Origin of the sequence: Vagococcus salmoninarum, assembly GCF_003987495.1 — a bacterium.
Classification (GTDB): Bacteria; Bacillota; Bacilli; order Lactobacillales; family Vagococcaceae; genus Vagococcus_D; species Vagococcus_D salmoninarum.
The window spans coordinates 118,405-135,303 of sequence record NZ_NGJU01000007.1 but is presented as its reverse complement, the minus strand read 5'-3'; the positions used below and the strand labels follow the sequence as shown (position 1 = coordinate 135,303).

The window sequence follows — 16,899 nt, the reverse complement described above, 5'->3', positions numbered from 1 at the left end:
TTCATTCCACTCTAAAGTCTGAAACGTTCTCAATACAGTCAGAGCTTGGATGCTCTACTACTAGTGTAATCGAAACTGTACAAAATTTCATCAAGTATTATAATGAAAAGAGAATTCAACAAAAATACGGTTACTTATCTCCGATAGATTATCGAAAACAAGCAACCGCATAGGTGTTTTTATTACTGTCTCATTTTAAGGGTTCAGTCCCACATGCCTGACTCGGTTTTTTGTTTATTTCGTTTTCTTCTCAAATAATGGGCTAACGGGTTTGTTTTCGTGGATGCGTTTGATTGCATCACCGATTAACGCGCCAACACTTACTTCTTCTATTTTATCAATGCGATTTTCCTCTGGTAAATAAATTGAATCAGTGACAATCACTTTTTCAATTGGCGAATCAGCTAAACGTTCCATAGCTGGTCCTGATAAGACTGGGTGAGTACAACTTGCTAAGACTTCAACGGCACCGGCTTCTTTCAAAGCAGTGGCTGCTAAAGTAATTGTCCCAGCAGTATCAATCATATCATCAATTAAAATACATTTTTTGCCTTCAACATTACCGATAATATTCATCACTTCAGCCACATTGGCTTTCGGACGACGTTTATCAATAATAGCAATCGGTGCTTTTAAGAATTCAGCTAATTTACGAGCACGGGTTACCCCACCATGGTCAGGTGAAACAACGACTGTGTCATCACCTACATAGCCATTTGTAATGAAATAATCGGCTAATAAAGGAGCTGCCATTAAGTGATCCACAGGAATATCAAAGAATCCTTGGATTTGAACAGCGTGTAAGTCCAATGTTAACATCCGGGTTGCTCCCGCTGCTGTTAACATGTTCGCTACTAATTTGGCTGTGATTGGTTCACGTGAACGGGCTTTACGATCTTGACGAGCGTAACCGTAGTAAGGCATCACAACGTTAATTGTTTTAGCACTTGCACGTTTCAAAGCATCAATCATAATTAATAATTCCATTAAATTATCATTGACTGGGTAACTTGTAGATTGGATCAAGTAAACATGATCACCACGAATACTTTCTTCAATATTAATTTGAATTTCACCATCACTAAATTGGTTTACTGATGACTTACCTAACTCTACTCCTACAGCTTCCGCAATTTTTTCCGCTAACGCTTTATTAGAGTTTAGGGAAAATATTTTCAGTCTTGGATCAAAGTAATGTTTCGACATGAGGACCTCCGCTTTCTTTTTTCGCTTTTAATTTGAGAATATAAATGCTTCCTTATAAATAGTAGTCATTTTCTATGTGAAAATCAAGTCATTATCGTGTTTTTATGCTGTTTTTATTTATTATGAGGTAATTTTTTCGCATAATCCTCTTTATTTGTTTGAGTCGCTCGAGCAATTGCTAAGGCATCTGCTGGGACATCTTCCGTAATTGTTGAGCCCGCAGCTGTAAAGGCCCCTTCGCCAATCACGACTGGTGAGATAATATTCGTGTTGCAACCAATAAAGGCATTATCACCGATTGTTGAACGAGATTTATTTTTGCCATCGTAATTCACAAAAACGGTACCACAACCAACATTAATGTCTTGCCCTAAATCCCCATCACCAATATAAGATAAGTGACCGATTTTAGTTCCTTGGCCAACAATACTGTTTTTGACTTCCACAAAATTACCGACATGGACATTTTCAGCTAACTCAGTGCCTGGACGTAATCGACCAAATGGACCAACGTCACTGCCAGCAGCAACTTTTGCTTTTTCAATATGGGAAGAAGTAATCTTAACATTGTCGCCGATTTGGCTAGCAATAATTTCACTATTGGCACCGATGTAACAACCATTACCAATGACTGTTTGCCCTTTTAGTTGAACCCCTGCTTCAATGATAGTGTCATTGCCAATCATCACATCTGCATCAATGTATGTGGCTTCTGGATTAAACAAAGTCACACCGTTAATCATATGTTGACGATTAATCCGACGACGCATCGTCGCTGTCGCTTCCGCTAAAGCTAAACGATCATTAATCCCAATTGAATCACTGAATTCTGGCATTTGATAAGCTGAGATAGTCTCTCCTTGTTGTTGAAGAATACTAATCACGTCTGGTAAGTAATACTCCCCTTGGGCGTTGTCATTACCGACTTGGCCTAAGGCACTAAACAAGGCTTGGTTATCAAAACAAAACGTGCCGGTATTAATTTCTTGAACTAACCGTTCTTGATCGGAAGCATCTTTTTCTTCAACGATTTTTTCAACTGAGCCTGTACTGTTACGGATAATCCGGCCGTAAGCAAAAGGATCCTCAGCATGAGCGGTTAAAATCGTCGCTTTCGCCCCTGTTTCTTCGTGTTCTTTAAATAAATCAGCTAAAGTTTCCGCAGTAATTAACGGTGTATCACCACAAATCACTAAAGTCGTCCCAGCTTTGTCTCCTAGGCTGTCTTTTGCCATTAACACCGCATGACCTGTGCCTTTTTGTTCCGCTTGGAGCGCATACTCGCAACGAGTCCCTAATTTACTTTTAACCTTTTCGGCTCCAAAACCAACCACGGTAACGACTAGCTCTGGTGCAAGTTGATCGACGTTACCTAAAACATGCTCAACCATTGATTTACCAGCTATCTCATGCAAAACCTTGTATTGTTTTGATTTCATCCGTGAGCCTTGACCTGCTGCTAAAATAATTGCGTAGCGCTTTTTCACTTGTGTTCCTCCTCAATAATTTAAAGCTTTAATGATAATTTGGGCTTACTTATCGAAATAAGTGCCTGGTACTACTTTAATGGTTTTCGTTTGGGTATCAACATCTTTGACACATAATAATGAACTGTATTCGTCAATCACCCGACGGCCAGCAAAGGTCGATTCAGCAAAGACGGTAATTCCTACTAATTCTGCTTCAAATTCTTCAATTAGGCCTTTCATACCGTTAACCGTGCCGCCGCCTTTCATAAAGTCATCGACGACTAAGACTCGAGAGCCCCGTTTTAAGCTCCGTTTTGATAGTTCCATTTTTTCAATTCGTTGGGAAGACCCAGAAACGTAATTGACACTCACTGTTGAGCCTTCAGTGATTTTTGAATCACGACGGACAATTACAAATGGTGCATTCAAATGGTATGAAACTGCTTGGGCAATCGGGACACCTTTTGTTGCTACCGTCATCACGGCATCGATTTTTTGATCTTTGTATTTAGATGCAATAATTTGACCGACTTGGCGGAGTAATTCTGGCTCCCCTAATAAGTCTGATAAATAGACGTAACCACCTGGTAAAAGACGATCTTTTTCAGATAAACGTTCACATAAACCTGCGACAATCTCTTTGGCTTCTTCTTTAGACATTTCTGGGATAAATCTCACCCCACCTGCCGCTCCTGGAATTGTTTCTAAAATACCAGTGCCACGACTGCTAAAAGTTCTTTTGATAATACCTAAGTCTTCACTAATTGAGGACTTCGCAGAACTGTACTTTTTCGCAAAAAAAGTTAAAGAAATCAATGTGTGGGGATGCTCTAACAAATACTGAGTCATATCAATTAATCGTTCACTTCTTCTAACCTTCATAATTGTCACCTCTTCTACTTTATTATTCATCTCATATTATATGATTAAATCCGTGAAAAGCCTAGTCTTTTATTCTTTTTCTTATAAAACGTTCGTCAATTTTAATTTAGATAGCTTTCCTCTGCTGGAAACGTTCTCAAATGAAGTATTTTAGGAATATTAAAAAAGCAGCCGAGTTATCCTCGACTACTCCGTTTAATTTTACTTTTACTCCAAAGTTTTTTAACGATCGTTACAATTAAAAAGATCATAATAAAAATCAACGTAATTGTTGCTCCAGGTGGAGTATCTGCTTGATATGAGACGAATAAACCTGATAACATGCCAATCAAACCAGTAATAATACTAAAAAGTAGTACGAGATTAAAGCTCTTACCGACTCGCATAGAAATTGCTGCTGGTAAAACCATAATAGCTGAAACTAACAAGGCCCCGGCAATTGGAATCATCACAGTAATCGCAATTCCTGTAATCACATTAAATAATAAAGACATCCACCGAACTGGTAAGCCATCCACATGGGCTGTATCTTCATCAAAAGTTAAAACATACATTGGCCGCTTAAATAGGAAAAAGAGAACAATCAAGGCAATGAATAGCACCCCTAAAATCTTAACTTGATCCCAACTAATCGTGACAATTGAGCCAAATAAGTATTGTTGAATTCGCATAGAAGAATTGCCTTTATTCGCATTCATTAAAACTAAAGCTGTGGCTAAACCACCAGACATCAAGATTGCCGTAGAGACTTCCGAATACGTACTATAAATCATACGTAAATATTCTAAAACAACTGCGGAAATCACGACAACAACTAAAGTCGTTAAAGTTGGGTTAACGTTAATAAAGAAACCTAAAGCAATCCCGGCTAAAGAAACGTGAGAAAGGGTATCTGCTAGTAATGACTGTCTTCTAACTACTAAAAAGACACCTAACATGGGAGCAATCACTGCCATAAAACTTGCAGCTAAGAGGGCTCTAATCATGAACTCATATGAAAACATCGCCATTCGGAATCCTCCTTTCTAACAAGACGGATGTGTCTGTCAGCGTATTTCTTAATATCTTCGTGATCATGGGTAATCATCAAGACGGCTTTACCGTGGTCATGGGCATTATGTCGTAATAATTCATAGAAGTCACCACGAGATCCTTCATCCATTCCAGTAGTTGGCTCATCTAAGACGAACAAATCTGGGTCTGTCGCAAATATTCTCGCTAAACAGATTCTTTGTTTCTGACCACCAGATAATTCTCCTACTCTTTTGTGACGCATGTCCCACATACCCACGGACTTTAAGGCCCGTTCGACATGTTGATTGTCTTTATCAGAAAAACGTTTAAACCATTTTCCTCGCTGATAGCGTCCAGATTGGACAAGTTCTAAGACAGTACTAGGAAAGCCAGCATTAAAAGAAGCCACTTGTTGGGGAATATAACCAATACTTAATTTTTCCCCTTGGGTATTTTTTTGTGCCACTGTCACTTCCCCAGTTGCTGGGGTTAAAAGACCTAAAGTATTCCGAATCAAGGTCGACTTAGCTGCTCCGTTTTCACCAGTTAAAATGACAAATTCCCCGGGATCAACATGATAAGAAATATCTTGTAAGACTGGCTCTTCGCCGTAATAAAAAGTTAAATTATTGACTTCAATATAATGGGCCACGGCCATCCTCCTCTATGTTTAATTACTTATACTTCAACTTCATCAAAACGTAACCTTTCCGTTTTGTTAGCAATTAGTAGAATAACACGAGATAAAACTCCCGTCAAGGATCTTGTTTAATTGCTCACTAGCCATTAATAAACGGATAAAAAAGTAGGGCTGACGAATAGTCCCCCCTACCTTTTGCTAACTATTTTAAAGTTCTGACAATATGCACGTCTTCACAAAATCCCCGCAAGCCATTTTTAACTCGTTGGGCTCGTGAATACTTATCACAGAGGGCAAAAACCGTTGGCCCACTGCCACTCATTAAAGCAGCATCCGCACCGAACTTCATCATCTTGTCTTTAATCTGCTGAACGACTGGATGTTTTTGGATCGTAATGTCTTCTAAAGAGTTACCTAAATTAGCAATCAACCGCTGATAATCTCCTGCGACTACAGCAGCTTCGATTTCCCCAATGTTTGGGTGCATGATTTCATTAAAAGACAACGAACTAAAAATTGTTCGCGTAGAAACACTGATTCTTGGTTTCACTAAGACGACCCAACATTGAGGCATCGCTGGCAAGGACTTAATTAAATCCCCTCGGCCACTGACGACTGCCGTATTGCCACGGACGCAATAAGGCACGTCTGAACCGACTTCGACACCAAGCTCCGCTAGTTCTGCTAAAGATAAGTCCAAGTCCCACAAACGGTTTAAGCCCCGTAAAGCGGCGGCGGCATCACTACTACCACCAGCTAAACCAGCAGCTACCGGGATGCGTTTGCGCACTTCCACATGAACCCCTTTAGTAATGCCGAAACGTTCTTTAAGCAATTCCGCCGCTTGGTAAATATGGTTGCGCTTATCCACAGGTAAAAAACTACTGTCAGTTTCGATCAAAATCTGATTTTCCTCAAGCTCACGGAAAATCAACTTGTCAGCTAAGTCGACACTGGCCATTACCATTTTTAATTCGTGGTACCCGTCATCTCTTTTATATAGTGCATCTAATCCCAGATTGATTTTAGCTGGGGCTTTTTCGATAATTTCCATAGATCTCACCTTACTTTTAAAGTCATAATTCTTCATATTATACAACATTTGGCGCTAAATAGAAATATGACTCCCAAATAGGTTTAGTTTTTATAACCTTTTGTATTAAGTTGAATGATTTCAATTAAAGTTGCGACTACGGTTTCCATTGCTTCTAAACTAATAAACTCGTACTGACCGTGAAAATTTTCACCACCTGTAAAAATATTCGGTGTCGGAATCCCTTTAAAGGAAATTTTCGAGCCATCGGTGCCACCCCGGAAAGGTGTTACAATTGGTTTGATTTGAAGGTTTTCCATCGCTTTTAAGGCAAGTTCTACGGGATAAAAATCCCCCTTAATAATCTCACCCATGTTGTAATACTGGTCTTCTAAAGTTAAACTCAGACGTTCTTTATCTAAACTAGCATTAATTTCAGCAACTTTTGCTTTCAGAAAGGCTTGTCGTTCAAGAAACTTCTGACTGTCGTGATCACGAATAATATAGACGAGTTCTGCTCGATCAACTGTCCCGCTGAACTTATTTAATAAATAAAAGCCTTCATAGCCTTCTGTGGCTTCGGGAACTTCATTTTGTGGTAAGAGGTCATCTAACTGCTTACCAAGCTTAATCGCATTGATTAAGCTGTTTTTAGCCGTGCCTGGATGAACACTTAAGCCGTCAATTGTCACTGTTCCTTGAGCCGCATTAAAGGTTTCATATTCTAAATGACCTACTCGGCCACTATCAATCGTATAGGCATACTTGGCCCGGAAGTGAGAGGCATCGAACAAATCCGCCCCTTTACCGATTTCTTCATCTGGCCCAAAAGCTAAGCGAACTTCACAACGAGGCAACTCTGGGTGTTGTAAGAAATAGTCCACAGCGCCGAGAATTTCAACAATCCCCGCCTTATCATCTGCCCCTAACAACGTTGTACCATCCGTCGTAATCAAGGTTTGCCCACGGTAGTCTTTTAAATTTGGAAACTCTTGAACAGACAAAGTAATGCCTTCAGCAGCATTTAGTAAAATATCCTCCCCATCATAGTTTGGATGAACTTGGGGCTGAATGTTTTCGGCGTGATAGTCAGCTGTATCGTAATGGGCAATCAAACCAATTACTGGGCCAACTGATTGGGTATTGCTCGGTAAGGTCGCCGTGACAAAGGCATTCTGCTCTAAGTACTCAACTTCACTTAACCCTAATGCTTGTAAATCCTGGGCAAACTCTTTGGCAAAAGCCACTTGGCTGGCTGTTGTTGGCACTGACGTACTACTACCATCGGAACGAGTGTTAATTTTAGCGTATTTTATAAAACTTTCTAGTAATGAAAATGTCATGATAAACCTACTTTCTTAGTCTGTTAATTGGGCATTGCGTAAATAAAAATAATTTCCATAAGAAGGGTATTCCATGCCCGTAATCTTAGGATTAATTAAATAATTTGAGGCGCTTTGGAACAAAGGCACTTGAGCAATGCCTTCTTCTAATAAGATTTTTTCAGCTGCTTGATAATCGGCAAACTGTTTCGTCACATCGTTAGCATTCGTCGTTTTAGCTGAAACTGCTAACTTGTCGTAACTTGAGTTGCTAAAACTGCCATAGTTATACGCCGAATCAGTCTCATATAAAATGAAATACATCCCTAAATCATTGTCACCAGCCATCCAACTAGAAATCGACAACTGATAATCTTTGTCCCGGCGTGATTGGTTCACATTCGTCCGGGGCTGTGGGGTAATCGTGATTTTCAAACCTGGTAAATTTTCTTGTAATTGGTTTTGAATGTATTCAGAAATCTTTTTGCCACTATCATCATCTGACACTAACAAAGGCAATTCAATTTCCTCCCCCAAATCTTTTTGCGCTAAAGCCCAGACTGCTTTCCCAGCTTCTTTATTATAAACTAAGTAATCACCGCTGTATGCACGGAAGTCTTCTTGATTAGTTGGATTAATAAAGAGCTTTTCCGGAATTAAACCATTTAAAGGCTTAGCACCATCATTTAAGGCATGCTTTGTTAAAGACTCCTTATCAATACTTAAGGCAATTGCCCGTCGTAAGTTTTCATTTGCTAAAGGTGTCCCAGGCTTTTTATTAAAATCTAAAAACGTATTAGCAATATCCGCATGGCTGACAAAACTAGGATCATCTGCATATTCAGCAACAAAGGTTCCTGAAAGTTTTGTTAAATCTAACTCACCGGTATTAAATAGATCAATCCCAGTATTTTCTTCTTTAATTGTCGTACCACTAATTTCTGTTAATTTAACTTCTTGGCGATCATAATAAGCGTCATTTGGTTTTAAAGTCCAAGTATCACTGCCTTGTTCCCAATCATTAATGACAAAAGGCCCACTAAAAAGCAAATGATCACTGTCACTAGCGTAGTTCTCACCTTGAGCTTCCACAAAAGCTTGATTTTGGGGTGCTAACCACGCAATCGAAATTAAGGTTAAAAATGATTGTTTCGGATAAATTAACTGAACTTGGAATTCCTCTTCCCCAATAGCCGTGACCCCTAAATCAGTGACCGGTTTGTCACCGACACGAATCTCTTGGCTGTTTTTAACACTATCTAATAAATAAGCATTAGGTGCCGCCGTTTTCGGATCAACTAATTTTTGCCACGCGTATACAAAATCCCCAGCTGTAATTTTGTCACCATTACTCCACTTAGCATCTGCTCGTAATTTAAAAGTATACGTTAAGCCATCTTGACTAATCTCAGCGGCTTCTTTAGCTAATCCCGGTATTGGGACACTATTTTCATCTAAACGATACAAGCCTTCAAATAAATGTTGAGCAATCGTAAAAGTGTTTTTATCTGTGGTTTGGGTTGTATCAAGGGTAACTAACTCTGTCGGCACACTGACTGCAATTTTTTGTTCAAGTCCCTGACTTTCTTGATTTCCCCTAGTCTTTTGACTGCCACACCCACCTAATAATCCTAACCCTAAGATGCTAACTGTTAATAATTGCCACTTCTTCATACTTACTTCCCCCTCTTAATTTGTTAATCAGTTTTCTAGAGACGACGTTGTTTCCCGATGAGCTTTGTTAGTTTAACTAAACAAAAAAACTCCCGCCCTTCATTCTATTTTCATAGAACAAAGGACGAGAGTTTCATAACTTTCGCGGTACCACCTTGTTTGCTAATGTTTGACCATTAACCACTTATCCAAGCTCAAAACGACTAAGCTCTGGTGCTATAACAGGCACACCTGTGTTAGTCTAATAAGTTGACTAACAATGCTCTAAGGCCATTTTCTACTTCACGCCATTACTCCTTTTCACCGGTGGGAGCTCTCTTTGAATGGGTTAAGAAATATACTTTCCTTTTCAACGCATCTCTATTTAATTGCTTTTCTGATTAAATAGAAGTATAAAGATTGTCGTAATCTTTGTCAATTTTTTCGAGTCAAAGGATTTAAAGGCAGTTTAACCGCCACATCATTCGTATCCCAATCAGCTAAAATCGTTTCGATGTATTGGAACAGAAAACTCTCTGGTTGCTGACTTAACAGTTGATAACCTGCTTCTTTTTTAATTGCAGCTAACTGACTTTCCTCTGCAATGTAATCAAAGCCATCAAAGTAGCGATTATTCATCCGACCAACAAATTCCGCCACAACTTGGGCACTCTCTTCTTCGTACCAATTCTCTTCATAAATTTGACGATGAGCCATCCCTTCACCGTCTAATCGAAAGAGTTCTTGGGAGTAGTTGTCATAATTTAAAAGTCGAACGTCTTTTTGATTTGTTTCCCGCGCCCAATCAGTAAGTTTCAACGGTTGCCGTTGATACATTAACTGGTTATTCGCTAGCTTTAATTCACCAATACTATTACTCAAAGAGGCAAATGACCCTGTGGCAATATCATAGATTTTGCGCCCTTGGTAGTCAATCGAAGCAATATCTTGTGCATGGATATGGCCTGTTAAGACAACTTCAACTCCATGGTTACCAAAGAACTCTTGAACCTCCTCACTTTTATCAATCGTAAAACCTTGATTTATTTTCCCGTTATGATGAATCAAATTATGATGCATCACTGGAATCACTTTTAGCCCCTCTTGACTGGCCTTAGTAAAGACGGTCTCTAACCAATCAGAGGTTTTCGGTCCTAACTTGCCACTAGTTGTAGGATTACTATGGCTAACATCATTGATGTACTTATTCGTATCAATCATTACTAGCAAAAGGTCCTCAAAAGGTTTCACAGCGTAGCTTAAGGAGTCTTTGTCTCGGGAAATCGCCTCTTCATAGCCCATTTCAGCAAACAACTCAGCGAAATCACCTGGTAAAATTTGTTTGACTCGCTGAACTTCTTTCCCTTGATAGCTCTGAGCCCAACCATCAGCAATGTCGTGATTACCAGGAATGACGTAGACAGCTGTGCCTAAGGCTTCAATTTCTTTAAAGTAGTCTGCCAGTTCTTTGGCACTTTGGTACTCCCCGTTTAAGGTTAAATCACCACTAACAATTAACACTTTTGGTCTTTCTTGTTGAACTTGCCAAATCAACGCTTCTAACCGTTCTCGAGGAAAGTCTAAGTCTTTCCCTGCGGCAGTTTTTTTAATAAATTCAAATTTTTCACCATCATCATGTAACGTGTCCGACAAATAATGGGTATCTGAGATCACCCAAATTTTATCCTTTTGATTCACAAGGGCAAGGGAAGGATCGACTTCAACTTGTGCCATGGGCGAATCAGTGAATCTATCACTTAATATGACGAATAAACTCCCTAATCCTACAAGACTTATTAGTACTACGAAAAGCTGCTTTTTAGTCACTTTATCCCTCCTAGAAGTTGCTTTTGAGTAAAGTATAGCATAGTTTTTAGCGTAAAAAAAAAGCCTCTGTCTTAACAACAGAGACTTTTCTACCTTATTTAGCTTCTTTTAAAGCTAATGGTGAATCAATTTTAGCACCTAACTCTTTACCAGCGAAGAAATCATAGGCTGCTTGTAACGCAATTTTACCCATTTCATCAGGTTGTTGTGCAATTGTTGCCGTTAAACGACCTTCTTCAACAGCTTTCAATCCATCATCGTTACCATCAAAACCAACAACAATCACATCTTTTTTACCAGCTGCTTCTAGGGCTTCAATAGCACCTAAAGCCATTTCATCATTTTGGGCAAATACGGCTTTAATATCTTTTGTTGATTGTAAGATATTTTCCATAACTGTTAAACCTTTGGCACGGTCAAACTCGGCTGATTGTTTTTCAGCAAGTTCAAGTTTACCTTCTGCAAACTCTTCAAACCCTTTTCCACGTTCACGGGTAGCTGAAGCTCCAGGAATCCCTTGAAGTTCAACGACACGACCATTTTCACCAATTTTATCTAAAATAAATTGTGCGGCCATTTCGCCACCTTTAACGTTATCAGAAGCGACTAATGTCAAGACTTCACCACCGTCACTACTACGGTCGATGGCAATGACTGGAATTTTTGCATCGTTAGCAGCTTCGACAGCTGGTTGAATTGCTGAAGAATCTACTGGATTAATTAAAATCACATCGACTTGTTGCTGAATTAAATCATCCACATCGTTACTTTGTTTAGCTGAGTCATTTTGAGCATCAACGACAATCGTCTTCGTGTCATTTTCTTTAGCTAAGTTGTCGATACCATCTTTAACAGAAACGAAAAATGGGTTGTTTAACGTTGAAATACTAACACCGACTTTTAATTCTGAAGGGGCTTTTTCTTTAGTCGTTTCTTTGTCCTTTGACTCACCATCAAGAGTTGCACTCCCACATCCTGCTAAAACTAAAGCTGTTGTTGCCATCGTTAATAGAAATTTCTTCATTTTTGTTGCTCCTCTGCTTTTTTTATTTTTTCTTGCGGTCTAATAGCACCGCAATAATAATCACAATACCTTTAACAATTTGTTGATAGAAACTAGACACCCCTAGTAAGTTCAAGCCATTGTTAATTGTTCCAATAATTAAGGCACCAATCAATGTGCCAAAAATCCGACCTTTACCACCTGACAAACTTGTGCCACCTAAAACTACAGCAGCAATCGCGTCCATCTCGTAAGCTTGACCAGCTGTTGGTTGAGCTGAATTTAAACGTGAGGTTAAAATAATCCCGGCAACTGAAGCCATGAATCCAGATAATGTGTAAATTAAAATTTGAATCTTATCTGTTTTGACACCTGCTAATTTAGCGGCTTTGATATTACCACCAATCGCATAAGTCTTTTTACCAAAAGCCGTTTTATGCAATAGGACAAACAATAAGATAAAGCTGACTAACATAATTAAAATTGGGAAAGGAATCCCGAACAAGTAGCCTCGGCCGACAAATTTGAAGATGAAGCTGTCGCCAATACCAGTAATCGGGTTACCATCGGTATAAACTAAAGTAATTCCCCGGTAAATGGTCATCGTTGCTAAGGTGGCGATAAAAGGTGCCATGTTACCTTTGGCAATTAATAAACCATTGACCATTCCTAAAAATGCTCCTAAAAGCATGCCAGCAACCATTGCTAACATTGGATTAATTCCTGCTGAAATCAAACCAGCAACTAAAGCTGCTGATAATGCTAAGGTTGAACCAACGGATAAGTCAATCCCACCTGTTAGGATGACAAAGGACATCCCGAAAGCAATCAACGCATTAATCGAGACTTGTCTTAATAAGTTCAAAATATTAACAGATGAAATAAAACTAGGGTTCATAATTGTGACTAGTAAAACTAGTGCCAACAAGGCCACAAGTGGTCCTAATTTTGACATTAAACTGCCAAAATCAAGGGATTTTTTTTCTTTAAGTTCTGGATTAATCATGTGTTTTCCCTCCTGTAGCCGTAGCTAGATGCATAATTTTTTCTTGTGTCGCTTCTGCCTTAGTTAATGATCCACTAATTTGTCCTTCTCGCACAACCATGATTCGATCACTAATACTTAAAACTTCTGGCAAATCACTAGAAACTAAGATAATCGCTACTCCGCGAGCGGCTAGTTCATTAATTAATAAATAAATTTCTCGTTTAGCTCCCACATCGACACCTCGGGTCGGCTCATCTAAAATTAAGACTTGAGGTCCGATTCCTAACCATTTTGCTAAAACGACTTTTTGCTGATTTCCTCCAGATAAACTCCCAGCGGCCTCATTAATACTCGTAGTTTTAACAGTCAGTCGTTCAACTAATAACTCTGTAAACTCATTTACTAACTTATCATCAATAATAACTTTTTTTGAAAACTCACTAATTGACGGTAATAAAATATTGTCTTTAATCGTAAAATCTAAAATCAACCCTTCTTCTTTACGGTCTTCTGTTAAAAAACCAATCCCTTTTTCAATTGCCCCATGAGGACTTTTAAGGATAACTTCTTCACCATTCAAAAATGTTTTACCACTATCCTTTTTGATTAAGCCAAAGATTGTTCGCATAATTTCAGTCCGGCCAGCTCCCATTAAACCTGAAAATCCAAGAATTTCACCTTCATGGACTTCAAAGTTAACATCTTTAAACATGCCGGCTTTATTTAGGCCTTGGACAGCAAATTTAACTTGACCGATTTCTGAGGTTTTTTCTGGGTAGAAATCACTAATTTCGCGACCAACCATCTCTTTCACGACTTGTTCAAAACTCGTATCAACAATTCGTCGCGTTGAAACGGTAATCCCATCACGCATCACGGTAATCCGATCACAAATCGCAAATATTTCTTCCATCCGGTGAGAAATATAGACAATCGAGACGTTATTCTCTTTAAGTTTACTGATAACTTCAAAGAGGACGTTAATTTCCCGTTCAGTTAAGGCAGCAGTCGGCTCATCCATAATAATGACTTTCGCCTCAGTCATTAATGATTTTGAAATTTCAATCATTTGTTGTTGACCAACTGATAGCTCGCCCATTTCTTTGTATAAATCAATCTTAATATTAAGTTGCTCAAAGACTCGCCGGGCTTCTTTTTCCATGGCTTTATAATCTAATAGGCCCAATTTCGTTTTGATCTCTTTGTTTAGAAACATATTGTCAATGACGGTCATATTCGACAGTGAGTTGATTTCTTGATGAATAAAGCTGACACCATGATTTTCAGCATCTTTCGTTGACTCGTAGTAATGCTCTTGACCGTCAATCATGATTTGACCAGCATCTCGTTTATGTAAACCAGTTAAAATATTCATTAATGTTGATTTTCCTGCGCCATTCTCACCCATTAGTGCGTGAATTTCGCCAGTCGTTAATTCAAAATCAACACCTTCTAACACTTTATTTTGTCCAAAACTTTTACTGATGTCTGTCATTTTAATTTCCATTGACTGCCACCTCCTCTTTTAAAATAATACCCCGGCTTGTAAAATGATATTCGCGTAAGGGGTATTTTCCCCAGTTCTAATAATTGCTTTTGCTTGACTACTTAGTCGTTTAAATTCCTCATGGGAGACATAGCCGATTTCCTCATAGAGACTTGCCACATGGGCGAGGACCCTTGGATTATGCTCTTTAATTTCTTCTGCCAAAACAACTTTTTCGACTACCATTTCAGCTTCTAAAAGACTCAAAACATCATTAAAACTTGGGACACCTAAAGCCAGTGCCACATCAATTTTTGGAACCCCGGCTGGAACTGGTAAACCAGCATCACAAATGATAATTTGATCTGTATGACCGAGATCAGCTAAGACTTTTGCAATATCGCTATTCAATATGCCATGCTTCATCATATGCCTGCTCCCCTTTCATTTGCGCTAATGTCGGGATACCAGCTTGGGCGCCATTCGCTTGGACGGCTAAGGAAGAGGCTAAATTACCAAAAGTTACACTATCTTTCAAACTTAAGTTATTAGCAATTCCCACGGCCAGACCACCATTGAAAGTATCCCCCGCCCCAGTTGTATCAACTGGTTTAACTTTGAAAGCCGGAACCATTTGTAACTGCTTCCCATCATGGAAAGCGGCTCCTTGACTACCTAAAGTCACAATTAATTTATTCGCGTATTGTTCTAAAGCTTCCTCTAAAGGCAAGTCTGGAAATAATAAGCCAAACTCGGTTTCATTAGGGGTTAAGTAAGTTGCTTTGGCAATCGTACTAGCTAACATCTCACGGGCTGGAGCTGGGTTCAAGACGGTTGCAACGTTGTTTTGGTAACAATAGTTAATCACGTAGTCAATGACCTCGGCTGGTGTTTCGTTTTGTAAAATCACCACATCACTTGCTAAAATCGCCTCTTGATGTTGCGCAATGTCGTTAATTTCCAGACAGTCATTCGTCCCTGGGACAACGATAATCCGATTGTCACCATCTTTAACGATGATATGGGCGACCCCTGTTGAAATTTCTGAAACTTCTTTAATGCCCTCTGTATTAATGTGATTCTTTTGTAAATTAGTTAAGACTTCTTGGCCAAAAACATCTTTGCCTACAGCGCCGATCATTGAGACTTGCCCACCTAAGCGACTTGCTGCAACGCCTTGATTAGCCCCTTTGCCACCGTAGTAAGTATTAAAACTTTCACCGATTAAGGTTTCCCCTTCAGCTGGAACTTGGTTCGTTTTAACAACGAAGTCCATTGAAATACTACCAATTACCATGATTTTTTTCATTTTAATCCTTCTTTCTCATTGTTGCTCCTGGGCTTATTGTCACTGGTAAACAGACTCTTTTATTGTCGTTACCTTGCCCTTTAATTTGATTAATCAACATTTCCGCAGCTAAACTTCCCATTTCATAAACTGGTTGTCTCACAGTCGTTAAAGTTGGCACTAACAATTCAGCAAAATCAATGCCATCATAACCAATCACTTGTAACTCTTCCGGTATTTTGATGCCCCGAGACAAGGCTTCTTTAATTAAGTAAATGGCGTGAATATCATTGGTTGCTACAACTGTGTCATGTTCTGGAATTTTAGCAAAGACTTCTTTAACGATGGTCATAATGTTTTCTAAGCCAAAGGTTTCAACAGCTAATTCTGTGTAAGGAACCTTTTGTCCTTGCAATTGACTGACTAATTCTTGATTTTTTTGTGAGACGTTCCAAATATTTTTTGGACCACTCATAATTAAGACTTTTTTCGGTTGAGAGTCTATGACTGCTTGGGCAACTAAGTGACCACCTAAAAAATGGTCTGCTCTCACATAAAATTGACTGCCTTCACTTACTCGGTCGATATGAATGACGGGAACCGTTCGCTCTTCTTCATGTAGTGGTTCCACAGCAGTAATAATGCCTGCAAAATTATGTTGTTGAAAGGAATTGTAATACTGATTTTCTCGAATTATATCGTTGGCTGTGTTGCCTAAAACCATTTGATAATTATGTTCTGCCAAATAATCTTCAACACCACGAGCTAACATTGGAAAGAATGGGTTAGAAATATCTGGAATAATTAAACCAATCATATTAGTTTTTTTTTGAAACAACGAGCGAGCAATTTCATTCGGACGGTAATTTAATTTTTGTATGGCTGCCTCGATACGTAATTTTGCATCTTCACCGACATACCCTTTATTATTTATATAGCGTGAGACTGAAGCAACTGAAAGTCCTGCTTCTTTTGCTACATCTTTAATTGTCGCCATCTTTCCACCTCCATAAGTTACTTTAGGTAAATAACACCAAATAGGTAACCGATTACACATTCATTGTAACCGGTTACCTATTTCTTGTCAA

General features: G+C 39.0%; 16 protein-coding genes and 1 other annotated feature. Of the genes, 1 reads left to right on the top strand and 15 read right to left on the bottom strand.

Features of this window, described 5'->3' with window-relative positions; all coding sequences use genetic code 11:
• A partial coding sequence (locus tag CBF35_RS15110; RefSeq protein ID WP_148112177.1) for an IS3 family transposase occupies window positions 1–173 on the top strand: 173 nt, incomplete at its 5' end.
• Between the two features lie 61 nt (window positions 174–234).
• Here CBF35_RS15110 and CBF35_RS06370 read toward each other — a convergent pair.
• From CBF35_RS06370 to CBF35_RS06300, 15 genes are all read right to left on the bottom strand, one after another.
• The gene (locus CBF35_RS06370) at window positions 235–1,206 is read right to left on the bottom strand and encodes a ribose-phosphate diphosphokinase (RefSeq protein WP_126779251.1); all 972 of its coding nucleotides are present in this window, start codon (window positions 1,204–1,206) and stop codon (window positions 235–237) included.
• A gap of 113 nt (window positions 1,207–1,319) precedes the next feature.
• Window positions 1,320–2,693, bottom strand: coding sequence for a bifunctional UDP-N-acetylglucosamine diphosphorylase/glucosamine-1-phosphate N-acetyltransferase GlmU (glmU, locus tag CBF35_RS06365; protein ID WP_126779249.1), 1,374 nt, complete (start codon window positions 2,691–2,693; stop codon window positions 1,320–1,322).
• 45 nt (window positions 2,694–2,738) lie between these two features.
• Window positions 2,739–3,557 (bottom strand): pur operon repressor, encoded by an 819-nt coding sequence (purR, locus tag CBF35_RS06360; protein ID WP_126779247.1) that lies wholly within the window; start codon window positions 3,555–3,557, stop codon window positions 2,739–2,741.
• Window positions 3,558–3,733: 176 nt separating this feature from the next.
• Window positions 3,734–4,567 (bottom strand): metal ABC transporter permease, encoded by an 834-nt coding sequence (locus CBF35_RS06355; protein ID WP_126779245.1) that lies wholly within the window; start codon window positions 4,565–4,567, stop codon window positions 3,734–3,736.
• Window positions 4,540–5,229 carry a metal ABC transporter ATP-binding protein gene (locus tag CBF35_RS06350; protein ID WP_126779243.1) on the bottom strand — a complete coding sequence of 230 codons (690 nt, stop codon included), beginning with the start codon at window positions 5,227–5,229 and terminating at the stop codon, window positions 4,540–4,542. Before CBF35_RS06350 ends, CBF35_RS06355 begins: the two co-directional genes overlap by 28 nt.
• A gap of 184 nt (window positions 5,230–5,413) precedes the next feature.
• The gene (gene ispE / locus CBF35_RS06345) at window positions 5,414–6,265 is read right to left on the bottom strand and encodes a 4-(cytidine 5'-diphospho)-2-C-methyl-D-erythritol kinase (protein WP_126779241.1); all 852 of its coding nucleotides are present in this window, start codon (window positions 6,263–6,265) and stop codon (window positions 5,414–5,416) included.
• An 83-nt stretch (window positions 6,266–6,348) separates the two neighbouring features.
• Entirely contained in the window at window positions 6,349–7,587 is a 1,239-nt protein-coding gene (gene pepT, locus CBF35_RS06340) for a peptidase T (RefSeq protein ID WP_126779239.1), read from the bottom strand.
• A gap of 15 nt (window positions 7,588–7,602) precedes the next feature.
• Window positions 7,603–9,240 carry a peptide ABC transporter substrate-binding protein gene (locus CBF35_RS06335; protein ID WP_126779237.1) on the bottom strand — a complete coding sequence of 546 codons (1,638 nt, stop codon included), beginning with the start codon at window positions 9,238–9,240 and terminating at the stop codon, window positions 7,603–7,605.
• 117 nt (window positions 9,241–9,357) lie between these two features.
• Window positions 9,358–9,602, bottom strand: a binding site (T-box leader).
• Window positions 9,603–9,654: 52 nt separating this feature from the next.
• Window positions 9,655–11,046, bottom strand: coding sequence for a metallophosphoesterase (locus CBF35_RS06330; RefSeq protein WP_126779235.1), 1,392 nt, complete (start codon window positions 11,044–11,046; stop codon window positions 9,655–9,657).
• Window positions 11,047–11,140: 94 nt separating this feature from the next.
• The gene (locus CBF35_RS06325; protein WP_126779233.1) at window positions 11,141–12,070 is read right to left on the bottom strand and encodes a D-ribose ABC transporter substrate-binding protein; all 930 of its coding nucleotides are present in this window, start codon (window positions 12,068–12,070) and stop codon (window positions 11,141–11,143) included.
• A gap of 22 nt (window positions 12,071–12,092) precedes the next feature.
• Window positions 12,093–13,055, bottom strand: a complete 963-nt coding sequence (locus CBF35_RS06320) for an ABC transporter permease (protein ID WP_126779231.1) — start codon at window positions 13,053–13,055, stop codon at window positions 12,093–12,095.
• Window positions 13,048–14,544: a sugar ABC transporter ATP-binding protein gene (locus CBF35_RS06315; protein WP_126779229.1), complete on the bottom strand. Its 1,497-nt coding sequence runs from the start codon at window positions 14,542–14,544 to the stop codon at window positions 13,048–13,050. The genes CBF35_RS06320 and CBF35_RS06315 overlap by 8 nt, the downstream gene beginning before the upstream one ends.
• An 18-nt stretch (window positions 14,545–14,562) precedes the next feature.
• Window positions 14,563–14,952: a D-ribose pyranase gene (rbsD, locus tag CBF35_RS06310; protein ID WP_126779227.1), complete on the bottom strand. Its 390-nt coding sequence runs from the start codon at window positions 14,950–14,952 to the stop codon at window positions 14,563–14,565.
• A complete protein-coding gene (gene rbsK, locus CBF35_RS06305; RefSeq protein ID WP_126779225.1) occupies window positions 14,927–15,832 on the bottom strand; it encodes a ribokinase in 906 nt (301 codons plus the stop codon). The genes rbsD and rbsK overlap by 26 nt, the downstream gene beginning before the upstream one ends.
• Before the next feature lies 1 nt (window position 15,833).
• Window positions 15,834–16,808 (bottom strand): LacI family DNA-binding transcriptional regulator, encoded by a 975-nt coding sequence (locus CBF35_RS06300; protein ID WP_170174724.1) that lies wholly within the window; start codon window positions 16,806–16,808, stop codon window positions 15,834–15,836.
• Between the last annotated feature and the right edge of the window lie 91 nt (window positions 16,809–16,899).

Bases quoted from the DNA above. Each gene is read 5' to 3' on its own strand.
- CBF35_RS06370 (WP_126779251.1), bottom strand. From the start codon at position 1,206: ATGTCGAAACATTACTTTGATCCAAGACTGAAAATATTTTCCCTAAAC.
- purR (WP_126779247.1), bottom strand. From the start codon at position 3,557: ATGAAGGTTAGAAGAAGTGAACGATTAATTGATATGACTCAGTATTTG.
- CBF35_RS06355 (WP_126779245.1), bottom strand. From the start codon at position 4,567: ATGGCGATGTTTTCATATGAGTTCATGATTAGAGCCCTCTTAGCTGCA.
- CBF35_RS06350 (WP_126779243.1), bottom strand. From the start codon at position 5,229: ATGGCCGTGGCCCATTATATTGAAGTCAATAATTTAACTTTTTATTAC.
- ispE (WP_126779241.1), bottom strand. From the start codon at position 6,265: ATGGAAATTATCGAAAAAGCCCCAGCTAAAATCAATCTGGGATTAGAT.
- pepT (WP_126779239.1), bottom strand. From the start codon at position 7,587: ATGACATTTTCATTACTAGAAAGTTTTATAAAATACGCTAAAATTAAC.
- CBF35_RS06335 (WP_126779237.1), bottom strand. From the start codon at position 9,240: ATGAAGAAGTGGCAATTATTAACAGTTAGCATCTTAGGGTTAGGATTA.
- CBF35_RS06325 (WP_126779233.1), bottom strand. From the start codon at position 12,070: ATGAAGAAATTTCTATTAACGATGGCAACAACAGCTTTAGTTTTAGCA.
- CBF35_RS06320 (WP_126779231.1), bottom strand. From the start codon at position 13,055: ATGATTAATCCAGAACTTAAAGAAAAAAAATCCCTTGATTTTGGCAGT.
- CBF35_RS06315 (WP_126779229.1), bottom strand. From the start codon at position 14,544: ATGGAAATTAAAATGACAGACATCAGTAAAAGTTTTGGACAAAATAAA.
- rbsD (WP_126779227.1), bottom strand. From the start codon at position 14,952: ATGATGAAGCATGGCATATTGAATAGCGATATTGCAAAAGTCTTAGCT.
- rbsK (WP_126779225.1), bottom strand. From the start codon at position 15,832: ATGAAAAAAATCATGGTAATTGGTAGTATTTCAATGGACTTCGTTGTT.
- CBF35_RS06300 (WP_170174724.1), bottom strand. From the start codon at position 16,808: ATGGCGACAATTAAAGATGTAGCAAAAGAAGCAGGACTTTCAGTTGCT.